The sequence below is a fragment of the Streptomyces sp. NPDC032822 genome (assembly GCF_055578825.1).
The window spans coordinates 600,819-617,912 of the sequence record NZ_JBVIOL010000003.1 but is presented as its reverse complement, the minus strand read 5'-3'; the positions used below and the strand labels follow the sequence as shown (position 1 = coordinate 617,912).

At 72.4% G+C, this 17,094-nt stretch carries 19 protein-coding genes and 1 riboswitch; of the genes, 9 read left to right on the top strand and 10 right to left on the bottom strand.

The window, feature by feature from the left end:
* Positions 1-26 precede the first annotated feature (26 nt).
* On the bottom strand, positions 27-713 hold the full coding sequence (locus tag ACZ5VD_RS11875; protein WP_468549861.1) for an esterase/lipase family protein: 687 nt from the start codon (positions 711-713) through the stop codon (positions 27-29).
* Between the two features lie 114 nt (positions 714-827).
* Here ACZ5VD_RS11875 and ACZ5VD_RS11870 point away from each other — a divergent pair, with 114 nt between their 5' ends.
* Entirely contained in the window at positions 828-3,209 is a 2,382-nt protein-coding gene (locus ACZ5VD_RS11870) for a helix-turn-helix transcriptional regulator (RefSeq protein ID WP_468682130.1), read from the top strand.
* Between the two features lie 25 nt (positions 3,210-3,234).
* On the opposite strand, the gene bioD is transcribed toward ACZ5VD_RS11870, so the two are convergent.
* The 3 genes from bioD to bioB are packed head-to-tail and all read right to left on the bottom strand — an operon-like array spanning position 3,235 to position 6,467.
* Positions 3,235-3,951: a dethiobiotin synthase gene (bioD, locus tag ACZ5VD_RS11865; protein ID WP_468682128.1), complete on the bottom strand. Its 717-nt coding sequence runs from the start codon at positions 3,949-3,951 to the stop codon at positions 3,235-3,237.
* A gap of 1 nt (position 3,952) precedes the next feature.
* Positions 3,953-5,242: an adenosylmethionine--8-amino-7-oxononanoate transaminase gene (locus tag ACZ5VD_RS11860; RefSeq protein WP_468682127.1), complete on the bottom strand. Its 1,290-nt coding sequence runs from the start codon at positions 5,240-5,242 to the stop codon at positions 3,953-3,955.
* A complete protein-coding gene (bioB, locus tag ACZ5VD_RS11855; RefSeq protein WP_468682125.1) occupies positions 5,235-6,467 on the bottom strand; it encodes a biotin synthase BioB in 1,233 nt (410 codons plus the stop codon). Before bioB ends, ACZ5VD_RS11860 begins: the two co-directional genes overlap by 8 nt.
* Positions 6,468-6,634: 167 nt before the next feature.
* On the opposite strand from bioB, the gene ACZ5VD_RS11850 reads away from it, so the two are divergent.
* Complete coding sequence (locus tag ACZ5VD_RS11850; RefSeq protein WP_468682122.1) at positions 6,635-7,762, top strand: 8-amino-7-oxononanoate synthase; 1,128 nt, start codon at positions 6,635-6,637, stop codon at positions 7,760-7,762.
* A gap of 81 nt (positions 7,763-7,843) precedes the next feature.
* Here the strand turns inward: ACZ5VD_RS11850 and ACZ5VD_RS11845 are convergent, their stop codons facing one another.
* Complete coding sequence (locus tag ACZ5VD_RS11845) at positions 7,844-8,080, bottom strand: DUF397 domain-containing protein (RefSeq protein WP_468682120.1); 237 nt, start codon at positions 8,078-8,080, stop codon at positions 7,844-7,846.
* A gap of 9 nt (positions 8,081-8,089) precedes the next feature.
* Complete coding sequence (locus ACZ5VD_RS11840) at positions 8,090-8,950, bottom strand: helix-turn-helix domain-containing protein (protein ID WP_468682119.1); 861 nt, start codon at positions 8,948-8,950, stop codon at positions 8,090-8,092.
* Positions 8,951-9,164: 214 nt separating this feature from the next.
* Between ACZ5VD_RS11840 and ACZ5VD_RS11835 the strand changes: the two genes are divergently transcribed.
* Positions 9,165-9,623: an ATP-binding protein gene (locus ACZ5VD_RS11835; RefSeq protein ID WP_468682117.1), complete on the top strand. Its 459-nt coding sequence runs from the start codon at positions 9,165-9,167 to the stop codon at positions 9,621-9,623.
* A gap of 98 nt (positions 9,624-9,721) precedes the next feature.
* Here ACZ5VD_RS11835 and ACZ5VD_RS11830 read toward each other — a convergent pair whose 3' ends face one another.
* The 3 genes from ACZ5VD_RS11830 to ACZ5VD_RS11820 form a co-directional block, all read right to left on the bottom strand.
* The gene (locus tag ACZ5VD_RS11830) at positions 9,722-10,195 is read right to left on the bottom strand and encodes a C40 family peptidase (RefSeq protein ID WP_468549852.1); all 474 of its coding nucleotides are present in this window, start codon (positions 10,193-10,195) and stop codon (positions 9,722-9,724) included.
* A 3-nt stretch (positions 10,196-10,198) separates the two neighbouring features.
* Positions 10,199-10,332: riboswitch (cyclic di-AMP (ydaO/yuaA leader) on the bottom strand.
* Positions 10,333-10,749: 417 nt separating this feature from the next.
* The gene (locus tag ACZ5VD_RS11825) at positions 10,750-11,055 is read right to left on the bottom strand and encodes a hypothetical protein (protein ID WP_468549851.1); all 306 of its coding nucleotides are present in this window, start codon (positions 11,053-11,055) and stop codon (positions 10,750-10,752) included.
* A gap of 7 nt (positions 11,056-11,062) precedes the next feature.
* Positions 11,063-11,698: an ATP-dependent Clp protease proteolytic subunit gene (locus ACZ5VD_RS11820; protein WP_468549850.1), complete on the bottom strand. Its 636-nt coding sequence runs from the start codon at positions 11,696-11,698 to the stop codon at positions 11,063-11,065.
* Between the two features lie 64 nt (positions 11,699-11,762).
* Between ACZ5VD_RS11820 and ACZ5VD_RS11815 the strand changes: the two genes are divergently transcribed.
* Complete coding sequence (locus ACZ5VD_RS11815) at positions 11,763-12,041, top strand: type II toxin-antitoxin system Phd/YefM family antitoxin (protein WP_468549849.1); 279 nt, start codon at positions 11,763-11,765, stop codon at positions 12,039-12,041.
* A 67-nt stretch (positions 12,042-12,108) separates the two neighbouring features.
* Here ACZ5VD_RS11815 and ACZ5VD_RS11810 read toward each other — a convergent pair whose 3' ends face one another.
* The gene (locus ACZ5VD_RS11810) at positions 12,109-13,134 is read right to left on the bottom strand and encodes an ABC transporter permease (RefSeq protein WP_468682115.1); all 1,026 of its coding nucleotides are present in this window, start codon (positions 13,132-13,134) and stop codon (positions 12,109-12,111) included.
* Positions 13,135-13,256: 122 nt separating this feature from the next.
* Between ACZ5VD_RS11810 and ACZ5VD_RS11805 the strand changes: the two genes are divergently transcribed.
* From ACZ5VD_RS11805 to ACZ5VD_RS11785, 5 genes are all read left to right on the top strand, one after another.
* The gene (locus tag ACZ5VD_RS11805) at positions 13,257-13,886 is read left to right on the top strand and encodes a TetR/AcrR family transcriptional regulator (protein ID WP_468682113.1); all 630 of its coding nucleotides are present in this window, start codon (positions 13,257-13,259) and stop codon (positions 13,884-13,886) included.
* A gap of 131 nt (positions 13,887-14,017) precedes the next feature.
* On the top strand, positions 14,018-14,320 hold the full coding sequence (locus tag ACZ5VD_RS11800; protein WP_020270782.1) for an urease subunit gamma: 303 nt from the start codon (positions 14,018-14,020) through the stop codon (positions 14,318-14,320).
* A 14-nt stretch (positions 14,321-14,334) separates the two neighbouring features.
* Positions 14,335-14,646, top strand: coding sequence for an urease subunit beta (locus ACZ5VD_RS11795; protein ID WP_468549846.1), 312 nt, complete (start codon positions 14,335-14,337; stop codon positions 14,644-14,646).
* Entirely contained in the window at positions 14,639-16,360 is a 1,722-nt protein-coding gene (locus tag ACZ5VD_RS11790) for an urease subunit alpha (protein ID WP_468549845.1), read from the top strand. Before ACZ5VD_RS11795 ends, ACZ5VD_RS11790 begins: the two co-directional genes overlap by 8 nt.
* Positions 16,360-17,034: an urease accessory protein UreF gene (locus ACZ5VD_RS11785; RefSeq protein ID WP_468549844.1), complete on the top strand. Its 675-nt coding sequence runs from the start codon at positions 16,360-16,362 to the stop codon at positions 17,032-17,034. Before ACZ5VD_RS11790 ends, ACZ5VD_RS11785 begins: the two co-directional genes overlap by 1 nt.
* Positions 17,035-17,094 lie beyond the last annotated feature (60 nt).

Here is a 17,094-nt window from a genome sequence, read left to right as displayed (position 1 = left end):
CCCGTCGCACCCCCCGGCCGGTCCGCTCACTCGACGAAGTCGCGCACCTGCTCGTAGACGCCGTGGTCGTTGTTCATCTCGTTGTGCGAGACGCACCCGACCCCGACATTGGTCGCGCCGCTCAGGATCGCGGTGGTGTCCGGGGTCAGCGCGTCGTCGCAGTTGGACCAGTAGCTGGCGTAGGAGACGCCGCCGGGTGTCTCGTCTCCGGAGTTCAGCGAGGTGAGGAAGGAACTGCCGGTGTACATCTCCGCACAGGAGGTGTACAGCCACGAGCACCAGGACGCGGTGGTCGTGCCGTGGTTCACGCCGGCGGTCGACACGAAGTCGTCGACGTACGCCGTCCCTCCGAGGTTCTTCAGGTAGTAGCGGGAGCTGAGCGCGCCCATCGAGTGCACGACCAGGTCGACCTTCGAGGCGCCGGTGCGGGCGAGCACGCGCTGGATCTCGGTGGCCAGCGCCCGGGCGGTGGTCACGTTCGACTGGGACCAGCTGTACGACCAGGCGTCCAGCTCCGCCGCGGTGTAGCCGTCGGCCTTGAAGTCGGCGACCCAGTCGTCCCAGCTGCTCGACGAACTGCTCAGACCGTGCACGAAGACGACCGGGTTGTGGGCCGCGGCGTGAGCGGGCGCCGCGGACAGGGAGAACGACAGAAGGAGCGGTGCCGTCACGGCCGACACGGCCGCGGCGATGCGACGCCGGGAGCGCTGCATGATGCCTCCTGATACGGGTGGGGTTGCCAGGAGTGTCGGGCGGGTCTACGCGCGCCGCATCGGCGAAATCGCCGGTCTTTACGGGTCAATTAACTCGCCAGTAACGTCAATCGTGTGGTGACTCCGGTGAACCCCCAGCCTCTTGAGCGCACTTCGCCGCCGCGGCGCACGGACACGTGCAAGCGGTCGGCTCCCGCGCTTCCCGAAGGCGTCCGTGTCCGCGTGCTGCGCGCCGTGTACGGCGACCCGCGCGCCGCCGCCGAACTCGTCCCGCTGCTGACCGACCGGCAGTCGGCCGGACTGGATCCGCTCCCGACCGAACCGGCCGAACTCGCCCCCGCGTTGCTGCGCGCACACCGCGCTCAGATCCAGTCGCTGCCCGACGACACCCGGCTGCTGCTGCTCCTCGCGGCGGCCGACCAGTACCCGGTCCCGACCCACGCCTTCCTCCGCGCGGTCACGGCCGGCCGGCTGCCCACCCGGCCGCTGGAGGCCGCCGAGGCCGCCGGGATCGCGCAGGCGACGGCGGGCGGGGTCGTCTTCCGGGACGCGTGGACCAGGATCGCCGCCTACGAGACCGCCTCCCCGGCCGACCGGCGCGACGCCCACCGGCTGCTGGCCCGGGTGCTGCGCGGCGACGGCGAGACACCCGGCCGGTCCTGGCACCGGGGCGCGGGCGCGCTCGGTCCGAGCGGCCGGCTCGCCGCCGAACTCGGAGCCGCGGCCGGTGCCGCCCACGCGGCCGGCCGGCTCACCTCGGCCCGGGCCCTCGCCGAACGCGCGGCCGGCCTCAGCCCCCACCCCCGCGACCAGTCCCGCCTCCTCGCCCTCGCCGCCGCCTACGCCTGGCAGTCCGGCGACGGCGACCGCGCCCGCCGACTGGCCGCCGCCGGTCACGAGGAGGCCCTCACCGGCCTCCTCGCCCTACGGGCGGGCAACGCGTCGGAGGCCTTCGACGCGCTGCTGGGCGCGGCCGTGCGACGCGCGGTGGGGGAGGGGGACGAGGACGGGGGAGGCGAACACTCGGGTGCGGGTGCGGGTGCGGGTGCGGGTGCGGGCTCCGGTGCCGGTACGGGCACGGGTACGGGAGGTGAGGCCGAGGTGCGTGACGACGACAGCGCAACGCAGCCCGCGCCACACCCCGCGGCCCCTGCCCCGCACCTCGCCGCCCCCGGCCACCTCCTCGCCCCCGATCCCGCCGCCCACCTCCTCGCCCGGGCCACGGAAGCCGCGATCTACACGGGCGACCTGCGGCGCTGTCGTGAGGCGGCCCGGGTCGCCCAGCGGCTGGAGATCGCGTCGCCCGGGACGCTCGGCGGGCTCGCCGCCGCGTTCGACGGACGGTACGAGGACGCGCGGGACCTGCTGATGGCGGCGGCCGGGCGGTGCGGTCCCGGCGGAGACCCCACCCTGCTGGTGCACGCGGGCATCGCCGCGCTGCTGCTCGGCGACCACACCAGAGCCGCCACAGCCACCCTCCGCGCGGCCGACTCGGCCCGCGCCCAAGGAGCGACGGCCACCGTGGTGCAGGCGATGGAGTTCCGGGCGTACGCCGACTTCTGGACCGGGCGCCCCCGGGCCGGGGAGGCCGCCGCGACGGAGGCGCTCGGACAGGCGTACGCCACCGGCCAGGACAACGGCGCCTGCCATCTGCAGGCCGCGCTCGCCATGTTCGCGGCGATCACCGGCGACGCGGACGCCTGCCGTGAACGTGCCGCGCACGCCCGCTCCTACGCCCTCGCCCGTGGCCTCGGCCTGCCCGCCGCGCTCGCCCAGTGGGCGCTCGCCTACCTCGACCTCAGCAGCGGCCGGTTCGCCGCGGCGGCGGCCCGGCTGCGCGCCCTCGCGGGCTTCGGGCCCGGCCACGGCCACCGAGCCATCCGCCACCTGGCCACCCCGCACTACGTGGAGGCCGCCGTCCGCACCGGCGACACCCGCGTCGCCCGGGCCGCGCACGCCGACTACCACCGCTGGGCGAGTACGGTGCTCAGCCCCGACGACCTGGCCCTCAGCGCCCGTTGCCGGGCCCTGCTGGCGCCGGGCGCGGAGGCCGTGGAGCACTATCGCGACTCCCTGGACCTGCACTCCCGCGGCACCCGGGACTTCGAACGGGCCCGTACGGAGCTGCTGTTCGGCAGTGCCCTGCGCCGGCTGCGCCGCCGTACCGAGGCCAGGGACCGGCTGCACAGTGCCCTGGAGGCGTTCGACTCCTTCGGTGCCCCGCACTGCGCGGCCCAGGCCCGCACCGAGCTCCGCGCCCTGGGCGCCCCGACGGCCCCCGCCCGCACCGCTCCCGACACCGCCACGGCACGCCTCACCGCCCAGCAGCTCCTGGTCGCCCGGATGGCCGCCGAGGGCGCCACCAACCGCGAGATCGCCGACCGCCTCGATCTGAGCCCGCGCACCATCGACCACCATCTGCGGGGCGTCTTCACCCGCCTGGACATCCGGTCGCGCATCGAGCTGGTCCGGCTGCTGGGCGAAGCCGCCGACTGACGCTCCGAAGCCGCCGGCCAGGGTTTCAGGGAGCCTCTTGCCGCCCGAACGCCTCCGCGTCCCAAGTCCCGTCCAGTCGCGGTGCCAGCCAACTCGGCGCCGTGACACGGAAGTCGGCGGGGGCGAGGGACCCCGCACCCGCGGGCAGGGCGCCGAGCAGCGGAGCCCCGGAGACGTCCGGCAGATCGGCAAGATTGCAACGCGACGCGAGATCGGGGGAGTTCGGCCAGCTGCCGATCACCACACCGGCCAGGTCCAGGCCCCGGCCGCGCAGTTCACGGGCCGTCAGCTCCGTGGTGTTCAGCGTTCCCAGGCCCGCCGACGCCACGACCAGCACCGGCGCGTCCAGCAGCCGGGCCGCGTCCGCGAGCGTGCCGCCCGCCCCGTCGAACCGGACGAGCAGCCCGCCCGCCCCCTCGACCAGCACCAGATCGTGCTCGGTGGCCAACTTGGCGGCGGCCTCCGCGACCTGGTGCGGACGCACCGGCGCCCGTCCGGCCCGCCGTGCCGCCGTGGCCGGCGCCAACGGCTCGGGATACCGGGCCAGTTCGGCCACCGTCACGGCCCCCGCGAGCCGCGCGACCTCGGCGGCGTCCCCGGGTTCGTCCGGCCGTACGCCCGTCTGTGCGGCCTTGAGCACGGCCACCGTGCGTCCGGCCGCGCGCGCGGCGGCGGCGACGGCGGCGGTCGCCACCGTCTTGCCGACCTCCGTGCCGGTGCCCGTGATCACCAGTACCGCCATGTCATCCCTCCCGCGCCGCCGCGCACACCGCGCGGGTGATCCGTGCCAGGTCCGCGTCGTCCGTGACGTAGGGCGGCATCGTGTAGACGAGGTCGCGGAACGGCCGCAGCCACACGCCCTCGCGGACGGCGGCGCGCGTCGCCGCCGCCATGTCGACGTCGTGGTCGAGCTGGACGACACCGATCGCGCCGAGCACCCGGACGTCCCGCACCCCCGGCAATTCGGCGGCCGGCGCCAGCCCGTCGCGCAGCCCCGTCTCGATCCGCTTGACCTCCGCGAGCCAGTCCTGGCCGAGCAGCAGCTCGATGGAGGCGCAGGCGACCGAGGCGGCGAGGGGGTTGCCCATGAAGGTGGGGCCGTGGGCCAGCACCGGGACCTCGCCGCGCGAGATGCCGTCGGCCACCCGTGAGGTGCACAACGTCGCCGCCATGGTCAGGTAGCCGCCGGTCAGGGCCTTGCCCACGCACATCACGTCCGGCGTCACCGCCGCGTGTTCCGCCGCGAACAGCGCGCCCGTACGGCCGAACCCGGTCGCGATCTCGTCGAACACCAGCAGCACGCCGTGGGCGTCGCACGCCTCGCGCAGCACCCGCAGATACGCGGGGGAGTGGAACCGCATCCCGCCGGCGCCCTGCACCACCGGCTCGACGATCACCGCGGCCAGATCGTCGGCGTGCCGCTCGATCGCCGAGCGCAACCGCTCCGCGTACGACTCCTCGTACGGTGCCGGTGGTGCGTCCACGAACACCTGGCGCGGCAGCACACCGCTCCACAGCTCGTGCATCCCGCCCTCGGGGTCGCACACCGACATCGGCTGCCAGGTGTCGCCGTGGTAGCCGCCCCGCCAGGTCAGCAGCCGTTGCTTGCCGGGGCGGCCCAGCGAACGCCAGTACTGCAGGCACATCTTGACGGCGACCTCGACCGACACCGATCCGGAGTCGGCGAGGAACACATGCTCCAGGCCGTCGGGCGACATGTCGACAAGGTGCTTCGCGAGCCGGACGGCGGGCTCGTGGGTGAGCCCGCCGAACATGACGTGGCTCATCCGGCCGAGCTGTTCGCGCGCGGCCTCGTTGAGCACGGGGTGGTTGTAGCCGTGGATCGCGGACCACCAGGACGACATGCCGTCGACCAGCTCGCCCGAGCCGTCCGCCATCCGCAGCCGCACCCCGCTCGCCGACTCCACGACGAGCGGTTCCTGCCGGCCCGGCATCGGACCGTACGGATGCCAGACGTGCCGCCGGTCCAGCTCCAGCAACTCGGCGACCGGCAGGCCGGTCCGGTCAGGCATTGGGCGCGAGGTCCGTTCCGGCGCCTCGACGGCGTACGGCGACCAGGTCCGTCCGGGCCTCGCCCGCTGCCGGCGTCGTGGCGCTCGGAGCGGAGCCGCACACGCCTCCCTCGTGCGACCCGCACGCGCCGCCCCCGTCGTGCGATCCGCACCCACCGGCGCCTTCGTGCGACCCGCACCCGCCCCCGGGCTCCCCGGAACCGGAACCGCACCCGCCGCCCCTGCGGTGCTCGGGCAGCGTCACCTGGCCCGCGCCCTCCACCTCGAAGCCGGCGTCCGCGATCATGTCGAGGTCGGCCTTGCCCGCCTGGCCCTCGGTGGTGAGGTAGTCGCCGAGGAAGATCGAGTTGGCCAGGTGCAGGGCGAGGGGCTGCATCGTGCGCAGATGGACCTCGCGGCCGCCTGCGATCCGGACCTCGACGTCCGGGCAGACGAACCGGACCATGGCCAGGATGCGCAGGCAGCGCTGCGGGCTGAGGTTCCACTCCTTGGCGAGCGGGGTGCCCTCGACCGGGATGAGGAAGTTGACCGGCACCGAGTCCGCGTCCAGTTCGCGCAGCGAGAAGACCACGTCGATCAGGTCCGCGTCGCTCTCCCCCATGCCGGCGATCAGCCCGGAACAGGCGGACAGACCGGCCGCGTGCGCCTTGCGCACGGTGTCCACCCGGTCGGCGTACGTGTGCGTGGTCGTGATGTCCGCGTACGTCTCCTCGGACGTGTTCAGGTTGTGGTTGTAGGCGTCGGCGCCGGCCTCGCGCAGCCGCTCCGCCTGGCCGTCGGAGAGCAGACCGAGGCAGGCGCACACCTCGACGCCCTCGTTCCCGTCCTTGATCGCCTTGATGGTGCCCGCGACCCGGTCCACGTCCCGGTCGGTCGGCCCGCGCCCGGACGCCACCAGGCACACCCGTTTGGCGCCTCCCGCCAACCCGGCCGCCGCCGCCTCGGACGCCTGCTCGGGCTTGAGCCAGGTGTACTTGAGGATGCCGGCGGTGGAGCCGAGCCGCTGCGAGCAGTAGGAGCAGTCCTCCGGGCACAGGCCCGACTTGAGGTTGACGAGGTAGTTGAGTTTCACCCGTCGGCCGAACCAGTGGCGGCGCACCTTGCCGGCCGCGGCCACCACATCGAGCAGGTCGTCGTCGGAAGTGGCGAGGACGGCCAGCGCCTCCTCGCGGGTCGGCAGCTCGCGCCGCAGCCCCTTGTCCACCAGCGTGTTCAGCAGGTCCATGAGAGCCGATCCTGTCCTACGCAGGTGCTCCGGGCCAAGGAGAGTTCGCACAACAGAGACGCTTCGACGTGTGGGTATCGCCACATCCTGGGTGCCTGGTCGTCCCGCTAGTGTCTGTGAACTGCCTACAAAACGCGGGCACCGCCCCCTCATGCCCTGGAGTGCCGATGGCGTTCGCCTGGATCGACGAGCAGGCAGAGCTGCGCCGCCGCGCCGGCCTCGTACGGACGCTGCGCCCCCGCCCCTCCGACTCGCCGCTGCTGGACCTGGCGAGCAACGACTACCTGGGCCTGGCCCGGCACCGGGAGGTCACCGAGGGCGCGGCGCGGGCCGCCCGGACCTGGGGCGGCGGCTCGACCGGCTCCCGGCTCGTCACCGGCACCACGGAACTCCACCACGAGCTGGAACGCGAGCTGGCCGACTTCTGCGGCTTCGAGGCGGCCCTCGTCTTCTCCTCGGGCTACGCGGCCAACCTCGCCGCCGTCACCGCGCTGGCCCCGCACGGCTCGCTGATCGTCTCCGACGCCGGCAACCACGCCTCACTGATCGACGGCTGCCGGCTGGCCCGCGGGAGCACCCAGGTCGTCGGGCACGCCGACCCGGACGCCGTGCGCAAGGCGCTGCGGACCCACGAGGGCCCCGCCGTCGTGGTGTCCGACACGGTCTTCTCCGTCGACGGCGACGCGGCCCCGCTGGCCGCGCTCGCCCAGGTGTGCCGGGAGCGCGGGGCGGGTCTGGTGGTCGACGACGCCCACGGCCTCGGCGTCCTCGGCGACGGCGGCCGGGGTGCCCCGCACGCGGCGGGGCTCGCGGGCGCCGACGACGTCGTCGTGACGGTCACGCTGTCCAAGTCGCTCGGCAGCCAGGGCGGTGCCGTCCTCGGCCCCGCCCGGGTGATCGACCACCTCGTCAACGCGGCCCGGACGTTCATCTTCGACACCGGGCTCGCCCCCGCGGCGGCGGGGGCGGCCCTGGCGGCGGTGCGGCTGCTGCGCCGCGAGCCGCAGCGGGCGGCCCGGGCGCGCACGGTCGCCGCCGAACTGCACGCACGCCTGAGCGCCGCGGGTCTGGAAGCGGTACGTCCGGACGCCGCGGTCGTCTCCGTGCGCGCACCGTCCCCGGAGGGGGCCGTGCGCTGGGCGGCCGACTGTCGTGCGGAGGGGCTGGCCGTGGGCTGCTTCCGTCCTCCTTCCGTGCCCGACGGCATCTCCCGGCTGAGGCTGACCGCCCGTGCGGATCTCTCCGACGGGCAGATCGGACGCGCTGTACGGGTGATCGGCGAAACACGACCATGAGTCGGCGTGACACGGCCGGATGTCGCTCGATGCGGGCAGACGGTCAGGTGGTGCGGGAACGGTCAGGTGGTGCGGGAACGGTCAGATTCGGATGCGGTGCACCGCGGCCGTGAAACCCGCCCAGCTCCCGGGGGAGAAGAGCAGCGCGGGTCCGGCCGGGTTCTTCGAGTCGCGCACGGCGAGGAGTCCGGTCGTACGGCCCGCCACGAGTCGGGCCGTCTCGACGCAGTTGTTCGCTCCGGTGCTGTAGCTGCTGCGCAGCCACCGCAGTCCGTGCAGATCGGTACTGGAAGGTACGTGCCGAGGCAGTGCAGACATGGTGCCTCCTTACGCGCCGTCACCTATTCCGGCGATGTAGTCCAACGAGTCCTCGGGCGAAAGGGCGTGGAACTGAAGGGTGTTGAAGGCCTCCGAGTAGGCCTGGAGGTCTTCTTTCCGTTCGAGATAGAGGCTACTCGTCAAGTGGTCGAGAACAACCACATCCAGATCAGATGTGCGCGAAAAAGAGAAGATAACGAAAGGCCCGGTGATGCCGATGTGCGCGCCGGCGGTGAACGGCAGCACCTGGAGCCGCACTTGGGGCAGATGCGCGGCGTCGACCAGCCGGGCCAGCTGACGCGCCATGATGTCCGGGCCGCCGACCTCCCGGCGCAGTACGGCCTCGTCCAGGACGGCGCTCAGTTCCAGCGGCGGATCCGCCCGCAGTACGTGCTGCCGGGCCAGCCGCACCTCCACCAGGGCGTCCAGTTTCTCGTCGTCCAGCCCGTCCACCGCCGCCTTCGTCACCGCCCGGGCGTACTCGGGGGTCTGCAGCAGCCCCGGCACGACCGAGGTCTCCAGCGTGCGCATCGCGCCGGCCTGTGACTCCAGGCTGATGAAGTCCCGGTAGGTGGGCGGCAGCACCCCCCGGTACGCGTGCCACCAGTGGCTCCGGCCGCCGCCCTCGTCGGAGCCGGCCAACATCAGAAGCAGCTCCCGCAGTTGGGGGTCGTGCACCCCGTAGGCGTCCAGGAGTAACCGGACGTCGGCCGGTTTCACCCCGCTGGCGCCGGTCTCGATCCGGCTCACCTTCGACTGGTGCCAGCCCACCATCCGGGCCGCCTCACCGCTGGTGAGCTCCGCACCGGTGCGCAGCGCACGCAGTTCGGCACCCAGCTTCCGGCGGCGCACCGCGGGTCCGTTCTGCATGGGGCTACTCCTTACTCCAACCGAGGTACCCATATACGGTCTGCCGTCGCAGGGTTCACCGCTTCGAGCGACAGATATATGCATATCTTGGTGGATCGCCACCCGTGACCGCTCCGGTAATGGCACTCTGGCGGCGAAGCACCAGTCCGGGACCGTACTCGAACCTCCGCCTTCGTGTCGGACTACGGTCCTGTGGGAAAGGGACGACGTCGCCATGGCAGACCACCTGGAAGCATCCGTCACTCTGTCGAGCGATCCCGTCTCGGTCTCCGCCGCCCGCTCCTACGTGCTCACCACCCTGGCCGAGTGGGGTCTGGCGGGGGACACGGAGGCGGCCGACACCATCCGGCTCATCGTCTCCGAACTCGCCACCAACGCCGTACAGCACACCTTCGGGCAGTCACCCACCTTCACGGTGGACATCGAGCTCGACCGTGACGAACACCTGCGCATCGGTGTGACCGACAGCCACCCGCGCTTCCCCCAACGACTGCCGGCCGCCGTCCAACAGGACAACGGCCGGGGCATGGTGATCATCCGCTGGCTGACCGCGGAGTGCGGCGGCAAGCTGAGGGTCCGGCCCACCCGCGAGGGCGGCAAGACCGTCTTCATCGAACTCCCGTGGACCGTGCCGGCCGAGCCGGTGACGGCTGCGGGGCAGCAGGAGCCGTAGCGCGCTTCGGGCCGTACGTCAGGCTCCGCGACGCGCCCTGCGTGAAGCCCCGAAGAGGGCGGCGGCGGGTCGGACCGCCGCCGCCCCCTCCAGGAGGGTCACTTGACCCGGCCGTACCAGACGCTCTTGGTCCAGATCTTCTGCAGTCGTACCACGTCCCCGGTCTTCGGGGAGTGCCAGATCTTGCCCTTCCCGGCGTAGATGCCGACGTGGTAGACGCTCGAACCCGAGTGGAAGAACACCAGGTCTCCGGCCTTGCGGCCCTTGGAGGAGATGTGGTGTGTCTTGTTGTACTGCTGGGCCGCCGTGCGGGGCAGTTTCTTGCCCGCCTTCTTGAACGAGTACAGCGTGAGCCCGGAGCAGTCGAAGCGGCTTGGTCCGGTGGCCCCGTACTTGTACGGGGAGCCCTTCTTGGAGGCCGCGATCTTGAGTGCCTTCGTCGCCGGCGTGGCGGCCGCGGCGTCGGAGGCGACACCCGGGACCACGATGGAGCCGCCCACTGCGGCGATGGTGAGGGCCGAGGCGGTACCGGCCCGGACCATCAGCGACGGGACACGATTGAGCGCAGTCATGCGCAACCCTTCGTCAGCCGCCTGTGAAGGATGACCTGTCGGATTCGGGCTGGCGAAGTTGCCCGGCCGCTGCTGCGGCTTCACCCCAAGGGCTGCTCGACCCGGTCATGGCGTGACCGTCCCGGCGACCCGTCGTGCTTGGGTCCTCCACTCCTGCCGATCCACTTCTGTCGACCGGTCATCCGTGCGGCGGCAGGACTCGGCGTCCGCCCGGATCGCCCCGCCGCTGCGGCGGGGGCTTGTCGTCAGTCAGGGATCTTGGCCCACGCTTGTCCGAAAATCCCAACGGAACCGGGGATTTGTGTTGTTACTCACCACTCACCCGTTCGGGTGGACGTCCTGGTGTTCGAAGGGGTGTCGAGGGCCCCGAGCACCCCCGGACCAGCACCGGAACAACTCATTCCGCCTTCGGTCTCCGCATGTTGCGCAACCCTGACGGGCGGGAAAAGGGACGCGCGTCTCCCCCATTAGGGGGTACGCCGTTTGGTCCGTTTCGGCGCCGGTCCGGACGCGTCTTCGGGAGGGCCGCGCGGCCGGACCGGTGGTGCGGGGCGTCAACTGTCGGAGCGCGGCGGCAGCGTGACGCGAGCCGTGCGGCGCTCCCCGTCCAGCACGCGCAGCGCCCGCTCCAGCGTGTCGGCGTGCACCTCGCGCTCGCCCCGACGGTGCATCAGCGCCAGCGCGTCCCGCAGCTCGGCCGCCTTCGTCACCAGTGCCTGGGCGGCGCGCAGACCGCTGTAGGTGTCGCCGTGCCGGGCCGGGTTGATCCGGCCGAGCAGGTCGACCGCGTCGAGATAACGGTCGATCAGCTCACCCTCGGCGCGCGTCAGGGCGGGCAGCGGCGGCAGGTCCGGCAGCATGCGCGGCTCACCCCCGGCCGGGTGTGCGGCGCGAGGCCTTGCGGCTGGGGATGAGCTCGTCCACCAGTCCGTACTCCACCGCCTCCGGCGCGGTGAGGATCTTGTCCCGCTCGATGTCCGTGTGCACCTGCTCCGGCGTCCGCCCGGTGTGCCGCACGAGCATCTCCTCCAGCCGGGTCCGGGTGCGGGTCAGCTCCTCGGCCTGGATGGCGAGATCGCTGGCCTGTCCCTGCACCGGCTCGGTGAGCGCGGGCTGATGGATCACCATCCGCGCGCTCGGCAGCGCGAACCGCTTGCCCGGCGTCCCCGCGGCCAGCAGCACCGCGGCCGACGAGCCCGCCTGGCCCAGGCAGACGGTCTCCACGTCGCAGGTGACGTACTGGAGCGTGTCGTAGATCGCCGACATCGCGCTGAACGTGCCGCCGGGGGAGTTGATGTACAGCGAGATGTCCCGGTCCGGATCCCGGTGTTCGAGGTACATGAACTGGGCCATCACGTCGTTCGCCGAGACGTTGTCGATCGGCGCGCCCAGGAAGACGATCCGTTCCTCCATCAGCTTCGAGTACGGATCCATCGTCCGGCTGCCGGAACTGGTGCGTTCGGTGAACTCGGGCAGGACGTAGCGGGCGGACGGTCGGGTCATGGGTACCCCCTTCTTCGGCGTCTGTAAAAAATGTACAGGACGTACGTGACGTTATGATGGGGGTATGGCCTACGAGATTCCGGTGACGCAAGCCAGGGCTGAGCTCGCCGACCTGATCAACCGGGTGGTGTACGGCGGCGAGCGGGTGGTCGTGACCCGGCACGGCAAACCTCTTGTCGCCCTGGTCTCCGCCGCCGACCTCGAACGTCTGGAGAAACTCCAGGAGCCCGCCGAGGAGCAGGTGATCAGCGCGGTCTCCACCGTCCGCGAGGTGGCGTCCGTCCCCCGCGAACAACAGCGCTTCGGCATCGCGGCACACCATCGGGGGCCCGGCGCGTCCTAGCGCGACGAGACCGCGCACCCCCGTCCGCTACGGCGGAGGTGCGCGGTCGGACCGGTGCGCCGGCCGGTCAGCCGACGGGCGCCGGCTCCCTGTCGGCCACTGCCTCCGTGCTCTTCGCCCGCGCCCTGAGCGCGTTCCCGAGCAGGACGGCACCGAGGCCCAGCACGGCCCACCACGTCAGCGTCAGGGCGGGGCCGGTCGCCGCCGCGCCGTCGAAGAACGACACCGAGCGCAGCAGGGTCGTCCCCGCGCCCGGCGGCAGCCACTGGCCGATGGTCCCGACCGGCTCGGGCAGCATCTGCGGCGCGGAGGACGCCCCGGAGAACGGGTTGCCGCACAGCATCACGACGCCCGCGACGATCCCGATGCCGACGCGTCCCAGGAGGGCGGAAAGGCCCGCGACCGCCGCGCTCACGGCCAGCGTCGCCAGGGCGAACGTCCCCGCCTCCGCCCACCGGTTGCCGGTGAGGATGCCGAGCCAGCTGTGCGAGACGCCCGCGGCCACCAGGCCGACCAGGCAGGCGGCGGCGACCAGTACGGCCACGGCGCGGAAGCCGCGCAGCCCGAACAGGGTCACCGCCGCACCCGCCGCGATGCCGGCCAGCGCGAGCGGCAACACGCTCGACGTCAGCGCCGCACCCCGCGGATCGGCCTCGGGAGATGCCACCACGTCGACCGTCCTGACCTGCTCGCCCGAGGCGGCGGCCGGTTCGGTCACGGCCTGCTGGAGCAGTTGGGCGACGAGCGGGCTCGCCGCGGAGGCGGTCAGCAGTTCGGTGCCCTGCGGGGTGACGACGACCGCGCCGTATACGGTCCGGTCCTCGATCGCGTCCCGGGCGGCGGCCTCGTCGGCGTAGCGGTGTATCTCGAACGCGCCTTCCTGTCGGGCGAGTCGCTGTTCCACCTGGGCCGCCGCGGCGGCGGGACCGGCGACGCCGAGCGGCAGGTCGCGGGGCGCGGTGCGGGCCGCGGGCCAGGCGAAGGCCCACAGGGCGAGCGCCGCGAGCAGGGGGATCAGTACCGCCACGGCGACCATGCGGCGGCCGTGCGACAAGGGCCTTGGCCCGGTCCGGGTGGCGGGAGGGGTGGACATGGGGTTGGACTCCTGATCGGCTCGGGGCTCAAAAAGAAGGATCGTTCGTTTTAGGTACGTCATCACCGTCGTGCCACCCGTGTCCCTTGTCAAGAAGGAACGTTCGTTTTAGGTTGGTGACCATGGCTCGTGTATCCCAGGAGCACCTCGACGCCCGCCGCCGCCAGATCCTCGACGGCGCCGCGCTCTGCTTCGCCCGCAACGGCTTCCACGCCACCTCCATGCAGGACGTACTGAAGGAGGTCGACCTCTCGGCCGGGGCGGTGTACCGCTACTTCAGCGGCAAGGAGGAACTGATCGCCGCGATCGTCGGAGAGGTGCTCGGATCGGTCCGCGAGGCCTTCGAGGGGGCGGCGAAGCAGAGTCCCCCGCCCCCGCCCGACGTCCTCGTCGGCCAGGTGCTGGGCCGGACCCTCGCCACGAGGGCGTCGCTGGTCGTCGACGGGCAGCCGGCCTTCCCGCGGCTGGTCGTCCAGGTGTGGACGGAGACGCTGCGCAATCCGGAGCTGGCGGGAGTTCTGCGGGACGGGTACGACGCGGTGGGCGAAGCCTGGCGGGGCGTCGTCGAGGGATACCAGGAGGCCGGGATGATGCGGTCCGACCTGCCGGCCGAGCATGTCGCCCGCACCATGATCGCCACTGTGCAGGGCTTCGTCGCGCAGCTGGCCCTGTTCGGGCCGGCCCCGGTCGAGGTCCTTCAGGACGGGCTACGCGCGTTGATGAGCATGACGGCCCCCCGGCGGGAGAGCTGACCGGATCACGGGTCGGTTAACGTGCCTGAAACTCGGTCCAACTAGCCTTCCGCCACGCCACCAGGGACTTTGCCCCGGGGCTGCGGCAGCCGGACCCCGCACGGTCCGGAGCGAGGACTGTGAGGTGGGACGTGCAACTGACCCCGCACGAGCAAGAGAGGCTGCTGATCCACGTGGCGGCCGACGTGGCCGAGAAGCGCCGGGCCCGCGGACTGAAGCTGAACCACCCCGAGGCGATCGCGCTCATCACGTCGCACATCCTGGAAGGCGCGCGTGACGGCCGCACCGTCGCCGAGCTGATGTCCTCCGGGCGCAAGCTGCTCACCCGGGACGACGTCATGGAGGGCATCCCCGAGATGATCCACGACGTCCAGGTCGAGGCGACCTTCCCGGACGGCACCAAGCTCGTCACCGTCCACGACCCGATCGTCTGACGGGAGGAGCCGCCGTGATTCCCGGAGAGATCCTGTTCGCCGAGGACCCGATCGTCTACAACGAGGGCCGCGAGGTCACCTCACTGACCGTCCTCAACGCCGCGGACCGGCCCGTCCAGGTCGGCTCGCACTACCACTTCGCCGAGGCCAACCCCGGTCTGGACTTCGACCGCGCCGCCGCCCACGGCAAGCGGCTCAACGTCGCCGCCGGCACCGCCGTGCGCTTCGAACCGGGGATCCCCGTCGACGTCGAACTCGTCCCGCTCGCCGGCGCCCGCGTGGTGCCCGGGCTGCGCGGGGAGACCGGAGGTGCCCTCGATGCCTGAGATCTCGCGTGCCGCGTACGCCGACCTGTTCGGCCCCACCACCGGCGACCGCATCCGGCTCGCCGACACCGACCTGCTCGTCGAGATCGAGGAGGACCGTTCCGGCGGTCCCGGGCTCGCCGGTGACGAGGCCGTCTTCGGCGGCGGCAAGGTCATCCGCGAGTCCATGGGCCAGTCCCGTGCCACCCGCGCGGACGGCACCCCGGACACGGTCATCACCGGTGCCGTGATCATCGACCACTGGGGCATCGTCAAGGCCGACGTCGGCATCCGCGACGGCCGGATCACCGGCATCGGCAAGGCCGGCAACCCCGACACCATGGACGGCGTCCACCCCGACCTGGTCATCGGCCCCGAGACCGAGATCATCGCGGGCAACGGGCGGATCCTCACCGCCGGCGCCGTCGACGCGCACGTCCACTTCATCTGCCCGCAGATCGCCGACGAGGCGCTCTCCGCCGGCGTCACCACCCTGATCGGCGGCGGCACCGGCCCGGCCGAGGGCTCCAAGGCGACCACCGTGACGCCGGGCCCCTGGCACCTGGCACGGATGCTGGAGGCGATGGAGGAGTACCCCCTCAACTTCGGCCTCCTCGGCAAGGGCAACACCGTCTCCCACGAGGCGATGCTCTCCCAGATCCGCGGCGGTGCCCTCGGCCTCAAGCTGCACGAGGACTGGGGCTCCACCCCGGCCGTCATCGACGCCTCGCTCACCGTCGCCGACCGCACCGGCATCCAGGTCGCGATCCACACGGACACCCTGAACGAGGCCGGGTTCGTCGGCGACACCCTCGCCGCCATCGCCGGACGCGGCATCCACGCCTACCACACCGAGGGTGCGGGCGGCGGGCACGCGCCGGACATCATGACCGTGGTCTCCGAGCCGCACGTGCTGCCGAGCTCCACCAACCCGACCCGGCCCTTCACCGTCAACACCGCCGAGGAACACCTCGACATGCTGATGGTGTGCCACCACCTCAACCCGGCCGTCCCGGAGGACCTCGCCTTCGCCGAGTCCCGGATCCGGCCCTCCACCATCGGCGCGGAGGACATCCTCCACGACCTCGGCGCCATCTCGATCATCTCCTCCGACGCGCAGGCGATGGGGCGGGTGGGCGAGGTCATCATGCGGACCTGGCAGACCGCCCACGTCATGAAGCGGCGACGCGGCGCACTGCCCGGCGACGGACGCGCCGACAACCTTCGGGTACGTCGCTATGTCGCCAAGTACACGATCAACCCGGCCGTGGCCCAGGGCCTCGCCCACGAGGTCGGCTCGGTCGAGACCGGCAAGCTCGCCGACCTGGTGCTGTGGCAGCCCGCGTTCTTCGGCGTCAAGCCGCACCTCGTCGTCAAGGGCGGCCAGATCGCGTACGCGCAGATGGGCGACGCCAACGCGTCCATCCCCACCCCGCAGCCGGTCATGCCGCGTCCGATGTACGGCGCTATCGGCCGGGCACCGGCCTCGAACTCGATCAACTTCGTGGCGCAGCTCGCCATCGAGGACGGCCTCCCCGAGCGGCTCCAGCTCGGCAAGAAGTTCGTGGCCATCGAGTCGACGCGCGGGGTCACCAAGGCCGACATGCGGGAGAACGACGCGCGGCCCCGCGTCCAGGTCGATCCCGACAGCTTCGCCGTGCACATCGACGGCGAACTCGTCGAGGCGACCCCGGCGGCCGAACTGCCCATGGCCCAGCGCTACTTTCTCTTCTGATGTCCACGGCAGCGCTACTCGTCCTGGCCGACGGCCGGTTCCCCGCCGGAGGGCACGCGCACTCCGGCGGGGCCGAGGCGGCCGTCAAGGCCGGGCGCATCACCGGCGCCGCGAGCCTGGCGGACTTCTGCCGGGGGCGGCTGCACACGGCGGGGCGGGTCTCCGCGTCGCTCGCCGCGGCGGCCGTACTCGGCGTGGATCCACTGGAGTTGGACGCGGCGGCCGACGCGCGCACGCCCTCGCCCGCGCTGCGGGTGGCCGCGCGGAAGCTGGGCCGCCAGTTGATGCGGGCCGCGCGGGCGACCTGGCCCTCGGCGGAACTCGACGCCCTGGCACGGGAGTTCCCCAAGGGAGCGCACCAGCCGGTGGTGCTCGGGCTCGCGGCGCGGGCGGCCGGGCTGGAGGCGTCGGACGCCGCGTACTGCGCGGTGTACGAGAGTGTCAGCGGTCCGGCGTCGGCCACCGTGCGGTTGCTGAGCCTGGATCCCTTCGACGCGACCGGGGTGTTGGCGCGGCTGGCGCCGGAGCTGGATCGTGTCGCGGACGAGGCGGTGGAGGCCGCACGTTCGTGTGTCGAGGTGGGGGTGGACGCGCTGCCGGCCGCTTCGGCTCCGTTGCTGGAGATCGGTGCGGAGGCGCATGCCGCTTGGGCTGTGCGGCTGTTCGCGTCGTAGGGGTGGTTTCTCTCGCCCCGCCGCCCCTTCCCGTTCCCGACCCCTGGGGGCTGCGCCCCC